At 33.9% G+C, this 24537-nt stretch carries 19 protein-coding genes; 17 read left to right on the top strand and 2 right to left on the bottom strand.

Going from position 1 to position 24537, the window contains the following annotated elements; genetic code table 11:
- Positions 1–7 precede the first annotated feature (7 nt).
- Together Q4548_RS12575 and Q4548_RS12570 are read left to right on the top strand one after the other, a co-directional pair.
- Positions 8–1987, top strand: coding sequence for a calcineurin-like phosphoesterase family protein (locus Q4548_RS12575; RefSeq protein WP_303455593.1), 1980 nt, complete (start codon positions 8–10; stop codon positions 1985–1987).
- 66 nt (positions 1988–2053) lie between these two features.
- Complete coding sequence (locus Q4548_RS12570) at positions 2054–2842, top strand: glycerophosphodiester phosphodiesterase family protein (protein WP_303455592.1); 789 nt, start codon at positions 2054–2056, stop codon at positions 2840–2842.
- A gap of 218 nt (positions 2843–3060) precedes the next feature.
- On the opposite strand, the gene Q4548_RS12565 is transcribed toward Q4548_RS12570, so the two are convergent.
- Positions 3061–4104: a LacI family DNA-binding transcriptional regulator gene (locus Q4548_RS12565; protein WP_303455589.1), complete on the bottom strand. Its 1044-nt coding sequence runs from the start codon at positions 4102–4104 to the stop codon at positions 3061–3063.
- A gap of 250 nt (positions 4105–4354) precedes the next feature.
- Between Q4548_RS12565 and Q4548_RS12560 the strand changes: the two genes are divergently transcribed.
- The 12 genes from Q4548_RS12560 (at position 4355) to Q4548_RS12505 (ending at position 21471) form a co-directional block, all read left to right on the top strand.
- The gene (locus Q4548_RS12560) at positions 4355–7450 is read left to right on the top strand and encodes a TonB-dependent receptor (protein WP_303455587.1); all 3096 of its coding nucleotides are present in this window, start codon (positions 4355–4357) and stop codon (positions 7448–7450) included.
- Positions 7451–7470: 20 nt separating this feature from the next.
- Positions 7471–8823, top strand: coding sequence for a RagB/SusD family nutrient uptake outer membrane protein (locus tag Q4548_RS12555; RefSeq protein WP_303455584.1), 1353 nt, complete (start codon positions 7471–7473; stop codon positions 8821–8823).
- A gap of 39 nt (positions 8824–8862) precedes the next feature.
- The gene (locus Q4548_RS12550) at positions 8863–10302 is read left to right on the top strand and encodes a DNRLRE domain-containing protein (RefSeq protein ID WP_303455582.1); all 1440 of its coding nucleotides are present in this window, start codon (positions 8863–8865) and stop codon (positions 10300–10302) included.
- A 5-nt stretch (positions 10303–10307) separates the two neighbouring features.
- A complete protein-coding gene (locus Q4548_RS12545; protein ID WP_303455579.1) occupies positions 10308–11084 on the top strand; it encodes a glycoside hydrolase family 16 protein in 777 nt (258 codons plus the stop codon).
- A gap of 110 nt (positions 11085–11194) precedes the next feature.
- Positions 11195–11971: a 6-phosphogluconolactonase gene (locus tag Q4548_RS12540; RefSeq protein WP_303455574.1), complete on the top strand. Its 777-nt coding sequence runs from the start codon at positions 11195–11197 to the stop codon at positions 11969–11971.
- A gap of 10 nt (positions 11972–11981) precedes the next feature.
- Positions 11982–13544 (top strand): family 20 glycosylhydrolase, encoded by a 1563-nt coding sequence (locus tag Q4548_RS12535; RefSeq protein ID WP_303455572.1) that lies wholly within the window; start codon positions 11982–11984, stop codon positions 13542–13544.
- A gap of 66 nt (positions 13545–13610) precedes the next feature.
- Positions 13611–15083: a sodium:solute symporter family protein gene (locus Q4548_RS12530; RefSeq protein WP_303455570.1), complete on the top strand. Its 1473-nt coding sequence runs from the start codon at positions 13611–13613 to the stop codon at positions 15081–15083.
- Positions 15084–15092: 9 nt separating this feature from the next.
- The gene (locus tag Q4548_RS12525) at positions 15093–16241 is read left to right on the top strand and encodes an N-acetylglucosamine-6-phosphate deacetylase (protein ID WP_303455568.1); all 1149 of its coding nucleotides are present in this window, start codon (positions 15093–15095) and stop codon (positions 16239–16241) included.
- A gap of 32 nt (positions 16242–16273) precedes the next feature.
- The gene (locus Q4548_RS12520) at positions 16274–17881 is read left to right on the top strand and encodes a beta-N-acetylhexosaminidase (RefSeq protein WP_303455566.1); all 1608 of its coding nucleotides are present in this window, start codon (positions 16274–16276) and stop codon (positions 17879–17881) included.
- Between the two features lie 45 nt (positions 17882–17926).
- Positions 17927–18556, top strand: a complete 630-nt coding sequence (locus Q4548_RS12515; protein WP_303455564.1) for a copper homeostasis protein CutC — start codon at positions 17927–17929, stop codon at positions 18554–18556.
- Positions 18557–18770: 214 nt separating this feature from the next.
- Positions 18771–20273, top strand: coding sequence for an OstA-like protein (locus tag Q4548_RS12510; protein ID WP_303455562.1), 1503 nt, complete (start codon positions 18771–18773; stop codon positions 20271–20273).
- Positions 20266–21471 carry an aspartate aminotransferase family protein gene (locus Q4548_RS12505; protein WP_303455561.1) on the top strand — a complete coding sequence of 402 codons (1206 nt, stop codon included), beginning with the start codon at positions 20266–20268 and terminating at the stop codon, positions 21469–21471. Before Q4548_RS12510 ends, Q4548_RS12505 begins: the two co-directional genes overlap by 8 nt.
- 11 nt (positions 21472–21482) lie before the next feature.
- Here Q4548_RS12505 and Q4548_RS12500 read toward each other — a convergent pair whose 3' ends face one another.
- The gene (locus Q4548_RS12500; protein WP_303455560.1) at positions 21483–22385 is read right to left on the bottom strand and encodes an ROK family protein; all 903 of its coding nucleotides are present in this window, start codon (positions 22383–22385) and stop codon (positions 21483–21485) included.
- A gap of 182 nt (positions 22386–22567) precedes the next feature.
- Between Q4548_RS12500 and Q4548_RS12495 the strand changes: the two genes are divergently transcribed.
- From Q4548_RS12495 to Q4548_RS12485, 3 genes are all read left to right on the top strand, one after another.
- Positions 22568–23416, top strand: a complete 849-nt coding sequence (locus Q4548_RS12495) for a transketolase (RefSeq protein WP_303455558.1) — start codon at positions 22568–22570, stop codon at positions 23414–23416.
- A 79-nt stretch (positions 23417–23495) separates the two neighbouring features.
- Positions 23496–24272 (top strand): alpha/beta fold hydrolase, encoded by a 777-nt coding sequence (locus Q4548_RS12490; protein WP_303455557.1) that lies wholly within the window; start codon positions 23496–23498, stop codon positions 24270–24272.
- Positions 24273–24359: 87 nt separating this feature from the next.
- A partial coding sequence (locus Q4548_RS12485) for a helix-turn-helix domain-containing protein (protein WP_303455661.1) occupies positions 24360–24537 on the top strand: 178 nt, incomplete at its 3' end.

The following is a 24537-nucleotide window of genomic DNA, read 5'->3' as shown; positions in this document are numbered from 1 at the left end:
CTTTAAAATGAAACAGACAAGAAGAAAGTTTTTAAAAATAGGTGGTTTAACAACTGTTGCTAGTTTTAGTGGCGTGGGACTTACTTTTGCAAGTTGTCAAAACAATGCGAGTGAACTTGAGGTAAATGATTTTAACATTACAGGGGTTTCAATTCCATCGAGTGTTGATGTGGTTGCTGGAGAGTCTTTTGAACTTACAGGTAAAGGGTTTGAGGTTGGAGATCAGATTTTATTAAAATCTTCTTCAAATTCAGAAATAAGTCATATTTGTAATGTTATTAACGTTACGGATAGAAATGCAACATTTGTCATTCCACAAGAATTTTCTACAGGAACATATCAAATTACGGTTCAAAGAAATACAGAAAGTCTTTTGTTAGGAAGTTTGTTGTTAAATGTAATAGCAAATGTAAATATTCCTGATGTAGAAGGAATGACGGTAAAAGGTGTTGTGTATGCTGATGGACAAGGAATTTCAGGGGTGTCCGTTTCTGATGGACACGAAGTAACGGTTACAGATGTTAATGGCGTATATTACTTACCATCACTTAAGAAAACAGGTTTTGTGTTTATCTCAATTCCTGGAAATTATGAAGTTCCCACAGTAGGAAATGCTCCTCAGTTTTTTAAGCGATTGAGTAGCAATGCAACTACGGTAGAACAAAAGGATTTTTCTTTGATAAAAGTAAACAATCAAAAACACGTAGTCATTCCCATGGCAGACTGGCATTTGGCAAATCGTAACAACGATGTTGATCAATACACAAGCAAAATAGTTCCAGATGTAAATGACACCATTGCTAAATATTCAGCCGACGGCACCAAAGTATATATTTTAACCTTGGGAGATATGACTTGGGATTTGTATTGGTACACAAATAATTTTGGACTGAATGAATACTTGCCTTACATGAATATGTTGGATTGCCCTGTTTTTAATTTGATAGGGAATCATGATTACGATCCTTATTATGCGAATGATTGGGAGGCTGAAAATAAGTATAGAGAAGTTTTAGGACCTACCTATTATTCTTTCAATATAGGAGATATTCATTATGTGGTTTTAGACGATGTGGAGTACATCAACTCAGGAGGTTCTATAGGGACAGTCGGAAGCCGTAATTATAGTTACAATATCAATGGCGATCAGTTAAAATGGTTACAGCAAGACTTAGAAGCTGTAGCAGATAAATCGACACCTATTGTATTGGCCATGCACACTCCACTTTACAAAAGACCTACGCTAGATGCCAGTGGAAACCAAATAAACGATATTTCTTTATACAATGGAGATGCGTTGATAGATCTGCTAAAACCTTTTTCAAAGGTTCATGTATTGTCTGGACATTTGCATGAAAATTATAGAGTGGAGCAAGAATCCAATTTAATAGAACATAACACGGGAGCTGTTTGTGCAACTTGGTGGTGGACAGGTAAAAATGGTTATGCAGACAATCATATTTGTAAAGATGGAAGCCCTGGTGGTTACAGTATTTGGAATGTGAATAATAGAAATATGGAGTGGAAGTACAAAGGAATTGGTCATGATGAAAATTATCAATTTAGAACTTACGATTTAAATTCGGTACACATTACAGCTGCTGATTTTGCTCCTCAATCTACAGATGCAGATTTAGCAATCTATGCAGATTCATATTCACAAAAGAATCTAAATAACGAAGTGTTAATAAATGTTTGGGGTTATGAAAAAGATTGGCAAATTGAAGTAAGTGAAAATGGGAATCAATTAGCAGTAACTAGAATTACGGCTAAAGATCCGCTACATATTATTTCTTACGATGCTTTGCGATTAAATAACGGAGCTACACCAACATCTGCCTTTGCAACTAATGAAACTTCTCATTTGTTTAAAGTAATAGCATCAGCTCCAAATACTACTTTAGAAATAAAAGTAATAGATAGATTTGGAAATGTATACACTGAAAGTATGGTTCGTCCCAAGGCATTTTCTTTAAGTACAAAATAATTTATAAAGAGGTGTTTCGCAATGCAAATACCTCTTTTACTATCACAATCACATAAAAATAAAAGAATGATATCAGTTTTTTTCAAAACAAAAAAAGTTACAACAATAATAGCATTGCTGTTTTTATTAATTAGTTGCAACAAAAATAAAAACAATCCTGTCATTGCTCATAGAGGAGCGTGGGAGTCTCATGGATTGCCAGAAAATTCTATTGCTGCTCTTAAACAAGCAATTGAGCTAGAGTGTTATGGGGCGGAATTCGATGTGCATTTAACCAAAGATAACGTTATGGTTGTGAATCATGATAAAGACTTTATGGGGATAGACATAGAAACTGCTTTGTATGATGAATTATTAGTGCTTAAACTTTCTAATGGAGAAAAAATACCAACTTTAAAAGAATATTTAGAACAAGGATTAAAGCAGAATAAAACGAAATTGATTTTAGAAATAAAATCAGCACCTTCGGGAAAAGAGAAAACTTTAAAGTTGACTAAAATGGCTGTAGAATTAGTGCATAGCTTACAAGCTCAGTCCATGGTAGAATATATTTGTTTTGATTTTGATGCTGGACAACTCGTTCATCAATTAGATACAAATGCAAAAATAGCTTATTTAAACGGAGACAAAACTCCAGTAGAAGTTTTAGCTGTGGGGTATACAGGAATTAATTACAACTATAAAGTGTATAGAAAAAATCCAACATGGATGAAAGAAGCACAAGATTTAGGGCTAACAGTGAATTCTTGGACGGTGAACAAAGAAGAAGATATGAAAGAATTGTTACATCAGAATATAGATTACATTACAACTAACAACCCTGAATTGTTATTTAAGGTTTTGGATACTCAATAAATTTTTATAATACCAAAGACGAGTAAATACAGTCAAAACTACTTTATAACTATCAAGAATAGATACTACCCCTAAAGTATTGGTACTTAATTTTTAAGTGTTCGGAATTTAAAATAAATAGAATAATTGTTTTGTATCTGTGGTAAAACTACTTTTCTTGTAAAAAACCTCAACAAGCTGTTGAGGTTTTTTATGTTTTAGATGAGGTAATTTCTTCTTTAATTGATAATGTCTTTATTTTTCATAGAAGATTCACGTACAATCAATTCTGTTTTCAAAGAAATGGTTTCAGAGTTGATGGAATCATCATCATCATCTTCAATCAAACGAATCAATAGTTTGGCAGCTGTGCACCCCATTTGAAAAGCTTGATCATTAACAGTTGTAATATGAGGTTCTATAACTTTAGAAATTGGATAGTTACTAAACCCAACAATAGCAATGTCTTCTGGAATTTTTATATTGGCTCTTCTAAAAACTTGAATGGCACTTACAGCAGTGTAATCGTTTGCACAAAATATGCCATCTGGCAGTTCTGGAAGTGCTAAAAAAGCTTCTGCAGATTCCACTCCTTCATCATAACTTAGGTCATTTGTATAGGATATCAAACGTGGATCCATGTTTAATTGGTGTTTTTCTAAGGCTGCTTTGTACCCTGCGAGTCTATATTTAAAGATAGTTGTAGATTGATTACCTGCAATATGGCCAATACGCTTACAGCCCATGTTGATAAGGTGTTCAGTAGCTGTAAAGGCAGATTCAAAGTCGTTAATCACTATTTTGTTCGCATCAAAGTTTGAAGGGACTCTATCGTAAAAGACAACAGGAACCCCTAGTTTTTTAAACTTTTTAAAGTGATCGTAGTTTTCCGTTTCTATAGCCAAACAAGCAATGACTCCTTCTACCATCTTGTTTTGTAGTATTCTAGCTATTTCTTCTTCTCGTTTTAGAGAGTTGTTAGATTGAAAAATAGTTACATTGTAGCCAGAGTCATAAGAGTATTCTTCAATTCCACTAATTACTAGGGAGTGAAAGTGAACATCAATTCTGGGAACAATAATTCCTATGGATTGTGTTTTTTTCTTTCTAAAGCTAGAAGCTATGGAGTTGGGTACAAATCCTATTTCATCAGCTTTCTGTTGCACTCTTTTTTTAGTTGCATTGCTGATTGCAGGATGATTATCTAATGCTCTAGAAATTGTAGAGGGTGCTAATTTAAGCTCGAGAGCTAGGTCTTTTAGCGTTATTCTTGTTTTTTTCATGGGATAAAACAAATGATTGCATAAAAATAGAACAAATTTCAGAGGCTGTTATAGCAATGAATTTTGTCAATACTCCATTTTCACAGGTTCTTTTTTACAAATTTAAGTTATAATTCTATTTTTTTTTGTGTAAGTCCATAAAAAGTTCTTTTTTTTAATGGAAACGTTTGCATAAACTTTGTGTTATGTATATCTTTGGAAGAGTAAGGTCGATTTTTTAACTATCTATTAACTATAAGTAAACTTAACTATGAGTGAAAAAAATTACAAAAGTGTCCCTATCAAGTTTAGATTGGCTTTTAGGTTGACGTCAAAATGGGTTACTACAGTTATTGCAATGTTTTTTGTTGTTGCTGGGTATTCTCAAATGCGGACAGTTTCTGGAGTTGTTTCCGGAGATGATGGTCCGTTGTTCGGTGTAAATGTTCTTGTTAAGGGTTCTTCTGCAGGTACACTCTCTGGTATGGATGGAGAGTATACAATGAGGAATCTGTCAGCAAAAGATGTTTTGGTTTTTTCCTTTTTGGGGTTTGAAAGCCAAGAGATTGTTGTTGGAAAACAAAACAGAATTAACATAATCTTAAAACCAGAGCTAAGTCAGTTAGATGAGTTGGTGATTGTGGGTTATGGTAAAAAGAAGAAAAGAAATTTAACAGGTTCAATTGTATCTGTAGGAAGTGAAGAAATTGCAAGTGCAAATCAACAAGATCCTGTATCGTTATTACAAGGTCGTGCTGCAGGTGTACAGGTTACTTCCAATTCTGGAGCTCCAGGAGGTGGAATGACTATTAGAGTAAGGGGTAGTTCTTCTTTAAATTCAGGAAACTCTCCTTTGTATGTAGTGGATGGAGTTCCTATTGAGTCTAATAGTTTGTCTTCGTTAAATGGAACTGAGAATTTTGGTTTGAATCCTTTAGCGGATATCAACCCAGGAGATATTGAGTCTATTGAGGTGTTAAAAGATGCTGCTTCTACAGCTATCTATGGTTCTCGTGCTGCAAATGGTGTGGTAATGATTACAACCAAAAGAGGAAAGAATGGAAAGGCTAAAATTGAATTGAATGTATTTACTGGAGTAAGTGAGGTAAGTAGAAAATTAAGTGTATTGAATGCTAGTCAATACAGATCTTTGATTATTGATTCGTATAATAATATGGACAATCCTATTGAGCCATTGTCTGCAGTTTTAGATTCATTAAATGCAAAAAACAATGGTGATGTAGATTGGCAAGAAGAAATGTTTAGAATAGCACCTCAGCATAAAATTGATTTGTCTGTAAGAGGTGGTAATGACAATGTAAAATATGCATGGAGTTCTTCTTTCTTAGATCAAGATGGAGTGATTTTAAATTCTAATTACAAAAGAGTTACCTCTAGATTGAATGTGGATTTTAAAGCATCAGATAAATTAACATTTGGTCAAAGTTTATCGTATACCAATGGTGTTAACAATCGTATCAATGCTGCCGGAACAGGAAACTTAAGTGTCGTTCGTGAATTGTTAGTTCGTCCTCCAACATATGCAATGTACTTGCCAGATGGTTCTTTAAACGGATATACATTCGGAAAAAGAAATCCAGTAGGGTTGGCAGAGTTGGCTACGCATTTAAATAAAACAAATAGAATTGTTGGAAATGAATATGTAGAATATCAAATTCTAAAATCATTAAAGATTAGAAGTAATTTGAATTTGGATTTTATTTCTATGAAAGAAGATGAGTTTGTCCCTTCTACATTAGATTATCGTGAAGGTTACAATACAGGAGCGGTAAGAGCTACTGATAATTTGACTTGGGGAAATGAAACTTATTTGAGTTTTAACAAACAAATCAAAAACAATCACAATTTAGCTGCGGTTGCAGGTTTCAGTTTTCAAAAATGGCAATACGAACAAACAGGAATGGATGGGATGTATTTTACAAGTGATAATGTTAGAACGTTGAACGGGGCGGGAACTATTTCTGGTCAAGAAGTAAACACAACATCAGAACACGCATTGCTATCTTATTTTGGTAGAGCTTCTTACGATTACAAAGAGATGTATCTTGCAGAAGTGAATCTTAGAGCAGATGGATCTTCAAGATTTGGAGATGACAAAAGATTTGGATATTTTCCTTCACTTTCTTTAGGATGGAGATTTTCAGAAGAGCCATTTTGGGATCAATTAAAAGTAATAAACGATGCTAAATTAAGATTTAGTGTTGGTCAAACAGGAAACGAAGCTATAGGAAATTATACTTCGCAAGGAGAATTTGCAGTAGGAACTAATTATTTAGATTATTCTGGAGCTGCTCCTACAGTAATGCCTAACTCAGGATTGACTTGGGAAACAACCACACAGTTTGATGCTGGTTTGGATTTGTCATTGTTACAGAATAGAATTGTATTGAATGCAGATGTGTACTTGAAAAAGACAGATGATTTGTTGTACAATGTTCCAATTCCAAGAACAACAGGTTTCTCTTACATTACTCAAAACATAGGAAGTATTGAAAATAAAGGTCTTGAGGTTTCTATCAACTCACACAATTTGGTTGGAAAGTTCAAATGGGATACCAATTTAAACATTAGTACAAACCGTAATAAGGTTACAGATTTGCCAGATGATGTATTGACAAACGGTTATATTCAAAACGGAAATTACCATATTTTAAAAGAAGGATTGCCGATTGGTACTTTTTACGGATGGAAATTTAACGGAGTCTACGCAAGTGATGAAGACAACGTAAACGGAGTCACTTACGGAGCTTTAGGGCCAACTTTTAAAGGAGGAGAACCTATTTGGGACGATGTAAATGGAGACAACATTATTGATGCAGATGACAAACAAATTATTGGAGATGCAACTCCAGACTTTTTTGGAGGGATTACCAACAGTTTTTCTTATAAAAACTTTAGTTTGAGTGTGTTTTTTCAATTTTCTTATGGAAACGATATATATAGTGAAATCAACCATCAACGTAATTCAGTAGTACGTTACAATAATTTATCTACAGATGCTCTAAACAGATGGACACAACAGGGTGATGTGACTAATTTTCCAAAACCGATTAGAGACGATCCTAGAGAAAGTGACAGTAGAGTACAAAGTAGATGGGTAGAAGATGGTTCTTATCTAAAACTTAAGAACATCAACTTTAGCTATAGTTTTCCTAAAGACATGATTAGCCAATTAGGAATTACAAAATTAGATGCTTACGTAACGGGTTCAAATTTAATTACTTGGACAAAGTATACAGGTTACGATCCTGATGTGAATTCTTACAGCGGATTAAGAGCTGGAGTAGACCAAGGGTCTTATCCACAGAGTAGAACAGTGATTTTAGGGTTAAACTTTGGATTTTAATGATGAAAAAAACGAAAAACATGAAAAAACTTATTTTAACAATAGTCCTGTTTAGTGCATTTTCATGCTCAGAGGACATACTAGATAAAAATCCGGTCAGTAGTTTTTCTGCTCAAGGGTTTTACCAAACAACAAGCGATGCTCAAGCTGGAGTATACGGAGTTTACGAAGCCGCTCAATCTGCTTTTCGTACCAACTTTGCTTATTGGGGAGAAGGAAGAGCGGATGCAGTAAATACAAATCATTCAGGAGATCCATTGGTTTTGCAGCAAAATACATTGAGTAAAACCATTAATTCTGCAAGTTGGAACAATTTGTACACCACAATTAGCCGTGCAAATTATGCTATTAAATACATTCCAGAAGTTACTAGTAGTGAGTTTGGTTTGAAATTAATTGGTCAATCTAGAGCTTTAAGAGCTTTGTGTTATTTTTATGCAGTTCGCGTTTGGGGAGATGTTCCTTTGATTACTGAGCCGTATGAAAGTGTTGAGCAAGATATTTTTATTGCTAGAACAGATCAAGAATTGGTGTTAGATCAAATAGTAGAAGACTTGATTTTTGCTTCAGAAAATTGTGAAGATTATTACGGAGGAGAAAGAGATCGAATTTTAATGACTCAAGGTAGTGCAAACGCATTGTTGACTCAAGTTTATATGTGGAGAAAACAATATGCAAACGCTATTGAATCTGCAGAAAAGGTAATGGACAATAGCTCGTATTCTTTAGTGGCAATTAGTGATTGGTCTTCAATATTTACATCAGGATATTCTAACGAAAGCATTTTTGAAGTAGGTTACAATGCTACTCAAACAAATTCACTTCGTGTGTTGTATGCTTTAGGGTCGGATAGTGATTATTTTCCAAGCGAAGATTTTAGAAACTCTTTTGAAGACGATGATTTAAGAAAAGATTTGATCTATGACACCACAGTAGAAGAACCTCGCAAAATATGGAAGTTTTTTGGACAAGGATTTAATGATGAAAGCGCAGATCCATCTGAAAACAATATTGTGTTGGTGCGTTTGGCAGACATCATTTTACTAAAAGCAGAAGCTCATAGCAATTTAGGAGAAACAGAGGAAGCGTTGACTTTGTTAAATGTAATACGTACCAGAGCAGGTTTACCTAATCTTGATGAGGCAACAGCTATTACAATGTATGGAGATGTAGCTTCGGCTATTTTACACGAACGTTCTATAGAGCTTTCTTTTGAAGGACATCGTTGGTTTGATTTGGTAAGAAATGGAAAAGCTATAGAGGTGATGAATCCTATCAATGGGTTGAGTGAAGACGCTAATTTAGTATGGCCAATTTACGAAGATGCTTTGAATAGAAATCCATCGTTAGAACAAAATTCCTTTTATCAATAATAAGGGCTATGCCTGATTTTAATTTAAAAAATGAATAGGATGAAAAATAATAAAATCACAGCACCTTGGGGGAAAATTATATGCTCAGCCCTATTGATTGGTGCCTTTTATAGTTGTGAAATTCAAGAAAATTTTGAATACAGCAAATCTGAGTACAGTGAAAAAGTGAACATGAGTGCCTGGGAGTATATCCAGAGTCACGATTCATTAATGATGTTTGAAGAAGCAATAAAGTTGGTAGACCTTCAATCGGTTTATGAGGCTGAATCTAAAACTTTTATAGCACCTACAAATGCAGCTTTTTCAGAATATCTGAGTAACAATTCTTACAGTAGTTTAGGAGATGTGCCTTTGCCAATTTTAAAAAATGCAATGAAATATCATATTGTAAATGATTTGGTCACTTTTACAGATCCAGATTTAGCAGAGAGCAATCTGCCTTTACCTTATGCAACCGAAAATGGACAAACCATGTATTTGTCTCACAATTCAAATTATGAGGGACTTGTCAATCAAGAAACTAATAAACAGTGGACGATTGTAACTTCTAATTTAGAGCCAACAAACGGAATTATACACGTAGTATCTTCTATTGTATATTTTTCAGCTGCAGGAGATTTAAGTGTACCAGATCCATCAGTAAAAACAGATACTATTTTCCCATTGTACGATACTTTTGTTAATGGTGGTTCCGCATCAGGAAGAAATTATGGTGCAGATGCATTACTGAAAGTTAAAAATGTTACAGATAATGGAACTTATGATAGAAAAGCTTTTTTAATGTTTGATTTGAATGAGTTTGATGAAGAAGGTGTAATTACCGACTTAAAATTTGAATTGGCAGTTAAGTTTACACATGCTAAAGGAGTTGCCTTAGACCTTTATGAAGTAAAAGATACTTTGTGGACAGAAATGGGCTTGACATTTAACAATGCAACTTTCCCCGATAACGATCCTATTGCAAGTCTAACCACAACAAAGGTTAGCACATTTAATTATGATGTTACAGATTATTACAATTCACTAGATAAAAAACAACGTGTTTCTTTTATGCTTGATGGTGAGGCTGGAAGTAATGAAACTGATGAATTTGGATCTAAAGAAAACACAGATTTCAATCCTCCTATGTTAATTGCAATAATTGCTTCTGGAGATAATGTTTTAGAATTGCAAACCAATACAGGATTTATTGTAGAAAATGGTGGAGCATATGCTTTTAATAAAGAAGTATTAGAGGTTTCAGGAGCTGCTTCTGCAGATATTATTTACAGTGTTGTAGCAGAACCAACACATGGATGGTTGGTAAGAGGTGCTGATATTTTAAAAGTTGGAGATAAGTTTACGCAACAAGATGTTGATGTGATGAATCTTTTGTACATAAATGATGGTACGGGTTCAGAAGACACAATATCAGTTTCGGCAAGAGATAGAGCAGGTTCTTCTTTAGATGCTTTTGAAACACAGATAACAATTCAATAACAATTATGATTAAGAAAAAAACGAACATTTATCCAGCATTCATGCAATTTTCTAAAAAATGCATTCAGATATCTTTGTTACTGGTTTTAGGGGCTTGTCAGTCACAAGACCAGGTGGAAGAGCCTGTGGTAAATACAACACGAGTAATTGAATTTTCAGGATACGAGTGGGTGGTAAGAACTAATGAGGAAAGTACAGCAGGTCCTGGACCTAATTATTTCTCAGATTCTGAAGAAAATGTATGGGTGGATGAAGATGGTCGTTTGCATCTTAAAATTGTAGAAATAGGAGGTATATGGTATTGTTCAGGGGTAACACTTCGCAACTCGTACGGATTTGATAAGTATGTTTTTTATGTTGCGAGCAGAGTAGATCAATTGGATGAAAATGTGGTAGGAGGTTTGTTTACCTATAAAAATGACGAGGAAGAAATTGATATTGAGTTTTCTAAGTGGTCTGATTCAGAAAATCAAGACTCTCAATTTGCAATTCAACCTTCTTATTTAGCAGGAAACAAGACTCGTTACAATTTAGATTTAGAATCTGAATTGTCTACGCATTTCTTTGATTGGAAATCTGATCGTATTGAGTTCGGAAGTTATCGCGGACATACCCTCACCCCAGAAACCAAAGATGTGATTAGTACTTGGACATACACAGGTGTTAGCATTCCTCCGGATAATGACGAAAGATTAAAAATAAACCTATGGCTTTTTAGAGGAGTAAAGCCTACAGATAACAAAGAAGCAGAAATGATTATAGACCATGTTGATATTTTTTAACACACAAACACAACTAATTACGTGTGTTAGTTTATAACAAATTATGCTGATAGCTTAACCTTTAAAAAGGCAAATGCTTTTGTTAATACTGTAAAAAATAAAAAATATATATGATAGATTTAAAAAAGGATGTTCATGTTTTTTCTACCCCAGAACAAGTCGGTAGAGCTGCAGGTATGGCAATAGAATCCCGTATTGTTAAATTGCAAGAGTATCGAGAAAAGATACGCATTGTTTTTGCTGCTGCTCCTTCTCAAGATACGATGTTAGAGTATCTATCAAAATCAACTCAAATTCAGTGGCATAAAATTGTAGCTTTTAATATGGACGAATATTTAGGTTTGCCCCAAAAAGCTCCTCAATTATTTGCAGAATATCTTGAGAAGCATCTTTTTTCTAAAGTTCAAGTCAAAGAAAAAAACACCATCAACCCGATGGATTCTGTAGACAAAGAACTAGAAAGATATGCTAACTTGATAGATAAAGAATCTATAGATATTGTGTGTTTGGGTATTGGTGAGAACGGGCATATTGCTTTTAACGATCCTCCTGTGGCAGATTTCAACGATGCTAAAACCATAAAAGTGGTAGAGCTAGATGATGAATGCCGTGTACAACAGGTAAATGATGGTTGTTTTGCAACGGTTGATGATGTGCCTAAAAAAGCATTAACTTTAACAATTCCAACACTTTTAAGTGGTGATTATTTGTTTTGTGTAGTGCTTGGTGTAAACAAAAGCAATGCGGTTAGAGATACTTTGCAAGAACCTATTTCAACTTCTTGCCCAGCAACAATTCTTAGAACACACGAGAACTGTAGCTACTACTTTGATGAAGAAGCTTATAGTTGTGTGGAAAATGTTCAAATTGATGTTTTAAATAAATAAAAAGAACCCCATGAGATGTAATTATTTTTTTAGTCTTTTACTAATTTTGAGTCTTAGCATTGTTCAACCTTTTTCTCTAAACGCTCAAGTTCCTGTAAATGCTACATCAAAAGATTTTAAGGTAAAAGGTTTTCATTTGGATTTACGTATACAAGTGATGACTCCCAAAGCTCTTAAAAAGTTTGTCAAAGAACTTTCTGAATTTGGAATGAACACACTTGTTATGGAATATGAAGCTACATATCCTTTTGAGAAACATGCGACTATCGCAAATGAATTGTCTTACACTCGTGGGGAAATACAAGATTTTGTTGCGTATTGTGATGGTTTGGGAATCAAAGTAATCCCATTGCAACAAAGTTTAGGACATGTAGAATACATTCTTAGAAACCCTAGATATAGTAATTTAAAGGAAGATCGAAAAGACATTTCTCAACTCTGTCCTATGAAAACAGAAGAGAGTAAAAAGTTGTTTACAGAATTGTTTTCAGATATGGCTCAAATGCACAATTCCGATTACATTCATATTGGAGGTGATGAAACTCGTTTGTTAGGTCATTGTCCTTTATGTGCTAAAAAGGTGGAAGAAGAAGGAAAATCAAAATTGTTTGTGGATTACATGACAATGATGGCAGATATTGTTGTAAGCCTTGGTAAAAAACCTGTGATGTGGGCAGATATTATTTTAAAACATCCAGAAGCAGCAAAAGAATTACCCAAAGAAACCATTTTTGTAGATTGGAATTACGGTTGGAGAATCAATCATTTTGGAGATGTTCCAGGATTGCAAGAATTAGGATTTACCTTTTGGGGAGCTCCAGCAATAAGAAGTCACCCAGACAATTGGTATGTAACGGATTGGAAAACTCATTTTAAAAATCAGAAAGATTTTATTCCTTACTCAAGAACAGCGGGTTACGAAGGAATGATTATGACTTCTTGGTCTACAAGTGGAGTGTACGGTTTTAATTGGGATGTGAATTATGATGTGGTTGATATGGTACAATTAAGAAATACGTATCCGCTTTCCGCTTTCAGAATTTCCATTGCTAGTTATGCCCAAGCTCTAAAAACGAAGGAACCTATTCATCCTGAAAAATTTATTTTAGATTATGGAAAAAATCACTTTGGACTAAACGATGTAAATGCTCAACAATTGTTAGCGTTTCTATACGCTTCTCCAGAGCTAATCGTAAATGGAAAACCTACAAAAAGCAAAAATATAGCGGAAATGAAAGCTAATTTTGCACTAGTTAGGAATCAACTTAACAAGATAAAACCTAAACAAAACAAGGAAGAATTTGCACATTTTAAGTTGATGGCAGATTTAAGAATGCACTATTTAGATTTTAAAGAGGTGAATTCTGAGTACAACTCAACAGATTTTTCTGTGGATCAAACTCCAGAGTTGTTGAAAAAATTAGATCAAATTTTAAAAGAAGGAAAAGAATTAGGCAAAAGATTTTATGACTTAAACGAAGATTTTATTTATGATTCTGAGTTGAAAGAACAAAACGAATTGAGAATTGAACCGATCACGGTTCTATACAATCGCTTGGCAAAACTGAAGTAATTATTTAATAATTTTAAGTCAATACGTACTAGACCTGTACAACATCAAAAACTAAACACAGAATATATGGAATTATTAGATTGGGTTGTTTTATCCTTGTACTTTTTAATGCTTTTAGCTATTGGATTGTGGGCATCGTTCCGAGTAAAAAATTCAGCAGATTTTTACACAGCAGGAGGAAAATTACCTTGGTGGTTGTCTGGAATTTCACACCACGTATCTGGGTATAGTGGAGCTGTTTTTGTAGCTTATGCAGGTATTGCCTATACGCATGGTTTTACGTTGTATGTTTGGTGGGCTTTTACCGTGGGAATTGCCACGCTGATTGCTGCTTTTCACATTGCACCAAGATGGTCTAAATTAAGAATATATGCAGGAATTCAGTCTCCTACGGAATATCTGTTACTTAGGTACAACCTAACAACGCAGCAACTGATTGCTTGGGCGGGAGCTATTATAAAAGTTTTTGATACAGGAGGAAAATTGGCAGCTATAGCCATGTTGTTAAATGTTTTTAGTGGTACTTCTATCACTTTTGGAATTTTATTGGTGGGGTTTGTGTCTTTAATTTACATCACCATTGGTGGTTTGTGGGCAGATGTTTGGAATGATTTTGGGCAGTTCATCGTTCAGTTACTTGCAGGAGTGATCATGTTTGTAATGATTGTTTTAAAATTAGACGATGGTGTAGAAGGAATCATTACTATGTGGGATCGTTTGCCAGAAGAAAATTCTAGTTTTTTTAACGATCCGTATACGTTACTTTTTGCTTTGGTCATGCTGATTATCAACTTTTTTAGTTACAGTGGAGGAACGTGGAATTTAGCCACAAGATTTATTTCTTCTTCCTCGGGAGCAACAGCTAAAAAAGCCGCTATATTATCATCTGTACTTTATTTTATTTGGCCATTGGTATTGTTGTACCCCATGTTTGCAGCTCCTATATTTTTTGAAAACTTATCAGAACCAACCTTGTCTTATGGGTTAATGGTGACTGAATTTTTACCCAAAGGATTGGTGGGCTTGGTTTTAGCATCTCTGTTTGCAAACACATTGTCTATGACAGCTTCGGATTCCAATACAGTATCTGCAGTTATCAGTAGAGACATACTTCCAAATATTTTTCCAAAAATCAAAAGTTTTTCAAGTGATAAATTACTAAAATTAGCAAGGATTACCACATTGTGTTTTACGTTACTTACCATTGTAACAGCGTTGAATGCAGGTTCTTTTGGAGGTGTTTTTGGTTTGATTATTTCATGGTTTGCAGCATTGTTAGGACCTATTTCCATTCCAATGATTTTAGGATTGTTGCCCTTTTTTGCAAAAAGCGATGGAAAGGCTGCTGTTATATCAATAGTTGGTGGTTTGTGTACATTTATTTTACTTAAAATATTTCCAGTAAATTCTTTAGCCATTACAATTGGAACTCCTATTGTAATTTCATTTATATTATTTACACTTTTCGGATTTTTAAATAAAAAAGAAGTTCCAGAGGCGGTAAAAAAGTTGCATTTAAATTTAGATAAGAAAAATTAAGAATAGGAAATGGAGCGTGTAATAAAAGGAATTCATTACAAAACAAAGCAACCTGTTGAAATAACATTGGATAACGGTTTGATTGCTGAAATAGAGTCAAATCCAGCATTAAAATCAGAAAAAACAATTGCACCAGGTTTGGTAGATTTGCAAATCAATGGTTTTAGAGGTGTCGATTTTAATGAAGAAGAATTACAAGAGTCTGATGTTGTAAAAATAACGGAATATTTATGGCAAGAAGGAGTAACTAGTTATTATCCAACGTTGATTACCAATAGTGATAGTGCTGTTTGTACTGCTTTAGAAACCATTGTAAGTGCTTGTGAAAAAGATATTTATATAAATAAAACCATTTTAGGAATTCATTTAGAAGGACCTTTTTTGTCTTTAGAAGATGGGCCAAGAGGAGCTCATCCATTAAAATATGTAAAAGCTCCAGATTGGAATTTGTTTTGCAAGTGGCAAAAACTAGCAAAAGGAAAGATTAAAATGATCACGTTGTCTCCTGAATGGCCAGAAGCTATAGCTTTTATAAAACAATGTGTTGCTTCGGGAGTAATAGCGGCAATAGGACATACGGCTGCAAGTTCAGAACAAATAAAAGAGGCTGTATTGGCTGGAGCTAGAGTTTCCACACATCTTGGAAATGCATCGCATGCAACACTACCTCGTCATGCTAATTACATATGGGAACAGTTGGCAGCAGAAGATTTATGGGCAACAATTATTGCAGACGGTTTTCATTTGCCAAAATCTATTTTAAGTGTTTTTGTAAAGGTAAAAGGAGAAAAATGTGTGTTGGTAAGTGACGCAACTCGTTTTGCAGGTTTGCCATCAGGTTCTTATTCTAGTCATATTGGTGGAGAAATTGAACTAAATGATGATGGAAAACTATTTATAAAAGACAATCCTAATATGTTGGCAGGTTCGGCTCAGTCGTTGTGTTGGTGTGTAGATCATTTGGTAAATTCAGAAATTGCAACATTGTCAACCGCTTTAGACATGGCTTCAATAAAAGTTCAACAATTATTAGGAGAAAAAGGAGCTATGGGACTCGAAAAAAATGCAATTGCTGATGTTATTGTTTTTGAGCGTACAAATAATAAAATAAACATATTAAAGACCATCAAAGCAGGTAAAGTAGTTTACACTCGTTAATCAAATCAAAAAATAAGTAAAAGTATTTACGTATGAAATTAATAAATATAATTTGCCTTTTTGTAGGCTTTTTTACAAATATAGTACAAGCATCACCAGCTATTCAAATCATTCCACAACCTAGTAAAATAGTTTTGGGAACAAGTGAAATAACATTGAAAAAGAATGTTAAAATTATCGCTAATCAAGAGGTGATGAGTGAAGCAACATATTTGGCTGAGTTTTTAGAAAAAGGTTTTAGAAAAAAAATAAAAATTGTAGCCAAAGGAAAAGGAATTCACCTTGAGATTGTGGAAACCTTAAAAAATGAACTAGGTGAGGAGGGGTATATGCTTTCTGTAGGTAAAGATCAGATTGTAATAAAAGCAGCAACAACCGCAGGTCTTTTTTATGGAATACAATCATTTAAACAACTTTTACCTGTGGATTTTGGTTTCGTGAAAATCAATCAAAAAATTAAAATTTCTGAATTGGAAATTATGGACAAACCAAGGTTTCCTTGGAGAGCTTTTATGTTGGATGAATCCAGACATTTTAAAGGAGCAACAGTCGTAAAAAATCTTTTGGATCAAATGGCATTGTTAAAAATGAATACATTTCATTGGCATTTGACAGACGATCAAGGATGGAGAATTGAAATAAAAAAATATCCTAAATTAACTGAAATAGGATCAAAACGAAAAAACACGCAATTGAGTAGAAAAAGTGAGGAAAGAACAGGGGTTCCTCATGAAGGTTTTTACACACAAGAAGAAATCAAAGAAATTATTAGTTATGCTAAAAAAAGACATATCAGTGTAGTTCCAGAAATTGAAATGCCAGGTCATGCTATGGCAGCAATTGCCGCTTATCCATGGTTGGGATCTTTGGGAACAACGACCGAAGTACCAGAGGTTTTTGGTAAAATGGACGATTCTTTTAACATAGCAAACCCAAAAGTAGTTCGTTTTCTTAAAGATATTTTGGATGAAGTATTGGTGCTTTTTCCAAGTCAAGTAGTGCATATTGGTGGAGATGAGGTGAATTTTAAACCTTGGGAAGATTCGGAATCTGTTCAAAGTTTTATGGAATCAAAAGGATTAAAATCTCCTGTAGATTTGCAAATTTATTTTACCAATCAAATTTCTAATTATATAGACAATGCAGGAAAAAGAATGATGGGTTGGAATGAAATAATGGGAGGAGATGTTCATGGTGAAAGAAAAGAAGAAGCACCAAAATCTGAGCAAAAATTAGCAAAATCCGCTATTGTTCATTTTTGGAAAGGAAATTTAGACTTGATAAACAAAGCAGTACAAGAAGGATATGATGTTGTGAATTCAAATCACTGGGATACTTATTTGGATTATACTTACAAAAGAACACCGCTTTCAAAATCGTATGCTTTTGACCCAATTCCAGAAGGATTGGATAAGAAGTATCAATCTCATATTTTGGGAACGGGAACACAAATGTGGAGTGAATGGATACCTACTGTACCAAGTATGGAAAAACAAATATTTCCACGTTTGGCAGCATATGCTGAGGTTGGGTGGACTGACATAGAAAACAAAAATTTTGAAAGATTTGAACAATCTCTTAAGAAAATAAAGGAACGATGGACTTTGCTCGGAATTCATTTTTATGAGTTGGAAAATTAAGTTGTGAGATATTATTGAATGATGATAGAAATTGTAAGTTAGAAAATGAATGTAATTATAAAAGAGGCTTGTGTGGAGAGTGTAGCACAGGCTATAAAAGCAGAAGCTTTGGGAGCAAATAGAATTGAACTGTGTGCTGAATGGGAAGTAGGAGGATTGACACCTTCAAGAGCCTTGATAGAATTGGTGCAAAAAGAAGTTTCAATTCCAATAAGAGTAATGATTAGACCTAGAGCAGGAGATTTTACTTACAATCAAGAAGAATTTCAGCAAATGTTAGAAAGCATAGAGCTGTGTAAAGAACTAGGTGTTGAAGGAGTTGTTTTTGGAGTTTTAAAAGAAGATTTAACTTTAGATATTCCAGTAATCACAAAACTTGCAAATGCAGCTCATCCTTTAAAAGTAGTTGTTCACAAGGCCATTGATGAAACTAAGAGTCCTGTAGATTCTTTAAAAGAGTTGTTGAAAATAAAAAAAATTGACACTGTTTTAACTTCTGGAGGAAAAGAAAATGCTTATGATGGAGCAGAAAATTTAAGAAAAATGATAGCCTTGTCAGCAAATGAAATAGAAATAATGGCTCAGGGGCATATTACAACTGTTAATTTTGATGAGTTACATTCTTTGATTGAAGCAAGAGCCTATCATGGTAAAAATATAGTAGGAAATATTTGATAAAAAAAATTGAGATCATTTAGTTTTATGTTTTTAAAATCATCAGCTTTTAGGGTTGGTGATTTTTTTGTTTTGTATTTGATTTGTAAATTTAAAGTTGATAGAACAAAACCCTCACTGTTTTTGACCGTAAAAAATATTGGCACTAAGCTTGTAAGTCAATTGTACAACAAAGATTTCTAAAATTAATGGAATAAAGTATCTTTGCTCACGTATGAAACTAAGAATCCCTTTTAAAATCATTTTTATCTTCTGTTTTCCCTTGTTAGGTAAGGCACAATCAGATAAAATAAAAATAGTGCATTCCGATCAAACGTATGCAGATCAAAAACAATATCCTGGAGCTACGGTGTTAAATGGTGCAGTAGAAGTAGAACACCAAGGAGCTATTTTAACCTGCAAACGAGCTTTGTTTTACAGAGCAGAAAATAGATTGTATGCTTATGGTGATGTGCTGGTGAATCAAGCAGATACGTTGACTCAAAATAGTGACCATTTGCAATACGATGGAGATAGTCAAAAAGCATTGTCTTGGGGAAAAGTAATTGTAAAAGACAAAGACATCACCTTAACTACAGATACGTTGCATTTTAACAGAGCAACTCAGGTTTTGTCTTACGATTGTTTTGGAACTATTGTCAATAAAGAAAATACCATGACCAGTCAAGTTGGGGAATATTTTGCCAATGACAAAAAATTAACAGCTAGACAAAATGTAACGGTAGTAAACCCAGACATGACTTTGAAAACAGGGCATATGGATTATTATACAGAGTCTGGAAAAACGTACTTGTATGGACCTTCTACCATTGTGAACAAAGACAGTGATTTGTATACAGAAAGGGGAATTTATGACACAAGGTTGTCTTTAGGTTATTTGTTGAAAAACTCCATTATTTACCATCAAGATAGTGAAATACAGGGAGATAGTTTGTACTACAACCAGTTGACAGATTTTGCTTCGGGAACTGGGAATTTGGTGATTACAGATACCGTGAATAAAATTATAGTGAAAGGAGATTATGGAGAAGTTTACAGGCAAAAAGATTCAATTATTATAACCAAAAGACCTATAGCTATTTCGGTAAGCGAAAAAGATTCGATGTACATTCATGGAGATACTTTATCTATTACTGGAGTTGAGAAAAATAAATTGATGAAAGTGTACCATCACGTAAAAATTTACAAATCAGATTTGAGTGGAAAGTGTGATTCTTTAGTTACACATCAAGGAAAAGGAATTACAGAATTGTTTACCAATCCTGTATTGTGGTCAGAAAACAATCAGATTACCGGAGATAGCATTCGTTTGATTAGCGATAAAGAAACCAACAAATTAGATTCTTTAAAGATTTTAAAACACGCGTTGATAGTTCAAAAAGACAGTGTAGGTTACAATCAGATTCAAGGGAAAAATATGTTTGGTAAGTTTGAGAATCAAAAATTGTCTTCATTGTTGGTCAAAGGAAATGGAGCTGTGGTGAATTATGCCAGAGATGAAAAGGGAGCATTGAATGCTATTATGAATATAGAATGTAGTAATATTCAGTTTACTTTTGAAGAAAGTAAAATCAAAGAGATTTTGTTTTTGAAAAAGCCAGATGGTAAAACTTATCCACCAACTCAGTTTCCAGAAGATAAAAAATTGTTGAAAGGGTTTCTTTGGAGGCAAAGTGAGCGACCGTTAACTAAAGAAGATATTTTTATACATGACTAGCTTAAGAGAAGAATTTTTTCAACATCAAACCCAAACCACACCACATTCTTTGGCAATTGAGGTGGTAAGAGCAGAAGGATCGTATGTATACGGTGCAGATGGTACAGTATATTTAGATTTTATTGCAGGAGTGTCGGCAAACAGTTTGGGGCACAATCATCCTAGGGTTTCTAAAGCTATTAAAGATCAGGTAGATGCGTATACGCATGTAATGGTTTATGGGGAGTTTATTCAGCAACCACAAACAGCATTGTGCAAATTGCTGTCGGATTTATTGCCAGAAAATTTGAATACTGTTTATTTGGTGAATTCAGGAACGGAAGCTACAGAAGGAGCTTTAAAATTGGCCAAAAGAGTAACTGGTAGAGCAGAAGTAATTGCTGCCAAAAATGCATATCATGGAAATACCCAAGGAGCAATGAGTGTTTGTGGAACGGAGGTTCAGAACAGAGCATTTAGACCTTTGATTCCAGGAACCAAATTGATCACTTTTAACAATGAAGAAGAATTAGAAAAAATAACGAATGAAACTGCAGCGGTTATTTTAGAAACCATTCAAGGTGGAGCAGGGTTTATTGTTTCTGAGAACGGTTATTTAGAAAAAGTAAGAAAGCGTTGTGATGCCGTAGGAGCTTTGTTGATTTTAGACGAAATTCAATCAGGGGTAGGAAGAACAGGTAGGTTTTATGGTTTTGAACATTACAATTGCATTCCAGATATTCTGATTACTGGAAAAGGATTGGGAGGAGGAATGCCAATTGGAGCTTTTATCAGTAGTTTTGAATACATGCAAAAATTACAAGATCATCCTAAATTAGGACATATTACTACGTTTGGAGGACATCCTGTAATTGCAGCAGCAGCGTTGGCTACAGTAAAAGAAATTACAGAAACCAACTTAATGGCTGAAGCTTTGAGAAAGGAGCAACTTTTTAGAACGTATTTGCAACACGATGCAATTAAAGAAATTAGAGGAAAAGGATTGATGTTGGCTTTGATGTTAGAAGACGAATCTATGGCTACAGAAGTGGTTTTGACTTGTATGGATCAAGGTTTGTTGTTGTTCTTTTTGTTGTTTGAGAAAAGAGCAGTGAGAATCAGTCCACCATTGACCATTTCTGACGAAGAAATAAAATTAGGTTGTGATAAAATAATAAAGGTTATCAATCAGATAATAGCAAAAAAAGCATCTCATTAAGATGCTTTTTTTTATTTCTTAAAACAAAGAGCTGCAGCACCAATAATTCCCGCATCATTTCCTAAAGTCGCAAGTCTAATATCTAAGTTGTCGGTATAATAATTAGGCAATCTCTCGTGTAAAATTTTCATCATGTTTTTTTCAACAATATAAAATGCCTTACTAACACCACCTCCAATAAAAACAGTTTTGATGTCTAGTATTCGGATGGTAGACACCAGAGCTTCTCCCAATACCGTTCCTACATATTCAAACACATTTACAGCCACAGGATCGTTATTCATAGCAGCGATTATAATGTCTTTAGCTTCTAGATTTTTGGCAGTCAATCTTGTCTTTTTACCGTTTTTAATTTTTTCTTTAACCATTTCAATAAGAGCATGTTTTCCCATATTGTCTTCGGCAGTTTTTCCGTTAGAAGTAATGATATGTCCAGCTTCCATAGCGTTTCCATCTCCTCCTTTAAATATTTTTCCTTTAAGAATGGCAGCGCTTCCTAGTCCTGTACCTAAAGTCATAAATAAAAAGTTTTTAGGAACCTTGTTTTTGGCAAAGTGTAACTCACCCAAAGCGGCAGCATTCGCATCATTTTCTAAGAAAAAGGAAATCTCAGGATATTTTTTTTGCAAGATTGGAATCAAAGCTACGTCGTTAAATTCGGGAACGTTTGCCATAAAAACAGTGGTTTGACGGTTTTTAGAAATCATTCCTGGAACCGCAATTCCTACTTTTTTTATTTCAGGATGATTTTTTAATTCTTCGCCAATAAGAGTTACAAATCCATTGATAAAATCTCCGGTCTTTCTTAAATCTTTGGTAGGGTATTTTTCTTTCTTTAGTAATTTTCCTTTTTTGGTTACAATTCCAAATTTCAGGTTGGTTCCTCCAACATCGATACCTAAATATACTTCCATTTATAGTGTTTTTTTGGGGTGATTAGTTCCTTTGGAAGTAAATATAAGGAAAATCAACAGGTTGAGAAATGTTCAATACGCATAGAAAAGGATTTAATAATGAAATATCATTAATATACAAAACAAAATAATTTGCTTCACATAAATAAAACTGTATTTTTGCCACATTAAAAATATATATAATGGCAACTATTCAAGAGCTAAAAGATTTTACACAACAAGTAAGAAGAGATATTGTACGTATGGTACATGCTGTAAATTCTGGTCACCCTGGGGGATCTTTAGGATGTGCAGAATATATTACTGTTTTGTATCAAGAAATAATGAAGTACGATGCTTCTAATTTTGATATGGATGGAGTAGGAGAAGATTTCTTCTTTTTATCTAACGGTCATATATCTCCTGTTTTTTATAGTGTATTAGCTCGTAGTGGATATTTTCCAGTATCTGAGTTGGCTACATTCCGTTTGTTAGATTCAAGATTACAAGGACACCCAACTACTCATGAAGGTTTGCCTGGAATTAGAATAGCTTCTGGTTCTTTAGGACAAGGAATGAGTGTTGCTATTGGAGCTGCACAAGCTAAAAAATTAAATGGAGACGATCGTTTGATTTATAGTTTACACGGAGATGGTGAATTGCAAGAAGGTCAAAACTGGGAAGCAATTATGTATGCTGCGGGTAAAAAGGTAGACAATTACATTGCTGCGATTGATGTAAATTTAAAACAAATTGATGGTACTACTGATGAGGTAATGCCTATGGGGTCTTTAAAAGCGAAGTTTGAAGCTTTTGGATGGGATGTTTTAGAAGTTGAAAAAGGAAATGATATTGAAACAATCATTGCAAGTATCAAAGAAGCACAAGCATTAACAGGAAAAGGAAAACCAGTTTGTATTTTATTATACACAGAAATGGGTAACGGAATTGACTTTATGATGCATACACATGCTTGGCATGGTAAAGCTCCTAACGATGAACAATTAGAAAGTGCATTGGCTCAAAACCCTGCAACTTTAGGAGACTATTAAGAGAATATCTTTATAGTTACATATTATAAAAAAGCTCTGTTAAACAACAGAGCTTTTTTTATGTTTAACAAAAATAGATATGCTACACTACAAAACTTACAATCATAAAGAAATAGACAGTCCATGGCTTACTTTTATACATGGAGCAGGAGGTAGTAGTTCTATTTGGTTTTCACAAATTAGATATTTTAAAAAAGATTTTAATTTATTACTAATTGATCTAAGAGGACATGGAAAGTCTAAAGATATTTATAGCAAAGAAAGTTACAGTTTTGAAAACATAACAGATGATGTTGTTGAGGTAATTGATTTTTTAAAGATTAAAAACACACATTTAGTAGGAATTTCCTTGGGGACAATTATTATTATGGATTTAGCACATAGATACCCTCTTAAAGTAAGTTCTTTAACAATGGGAGGAGCTGTTATGTATTTAAATTTTAGAGCACAGGTTTTAATGAAGTTAGGAATGCTCTTTAAACATGTAATCCCTTATTTATGGCTTTATAAATTTTTTGCCTATGTAATTATGCCTAAAAAAAATCATAAAGAATCACGAAGTTTTTTTGTACAAGAGGCTAAAAAAATGAATCAGAAAGAATTTATTAAATGGTTCTCTTTAGTGTCTAGTGTTAATGAATTATTGACTTTTTTTAGAAGTAAACAAATAAAAACTCCCGTTTTATATCTTATGGGAGCTCAAGATTATATGTTTTTACCTAGTGTAAAGTTAATCGTTGAAAATCATAAAGACTCAACCTTGCAAATTATATCCAACTGTGGTCATGTTGTCAACATTGAAGGATCAGATGTATTCAATAAAAAGTTAAAAGACTATTTATTAGATAGATTATAAGAAATAAAAAAGGCTTACATTTTCTGTAAGCCTTTTTTGTATAAATTGTCCCATCCTAGAATAAGTTGACACAAATTCGACTTATTTATGAAATATTCAGAGAATCCAAGGAAGAAGCGCAGCCAGCGTGATTACACATTAGGCTTTAAATTAGCCGTTGTTTCCCAAGTAGAAAAAGGCGAAATGAGCTACAAACAAGCCCAAAAGGCATATGGAATTCAAGGAAGAAGTACCGTTTTGGTTTGGTTACGAAAACATGGTAACT

The organism is Wenyingzhuangia sp. 2_MG-2023, from assembly GCF_030548295.1.
Lineage (GTDB): Bacteria > Bacteroidota > Bacteroidia > Flavobacteriales > Flavobacteriaceae > Wenyingzhuangia.
Note: the sequence above shows the minus strand (reverse complement) of the source record. Positions and strands in the feature narration are given on the sequence as shown.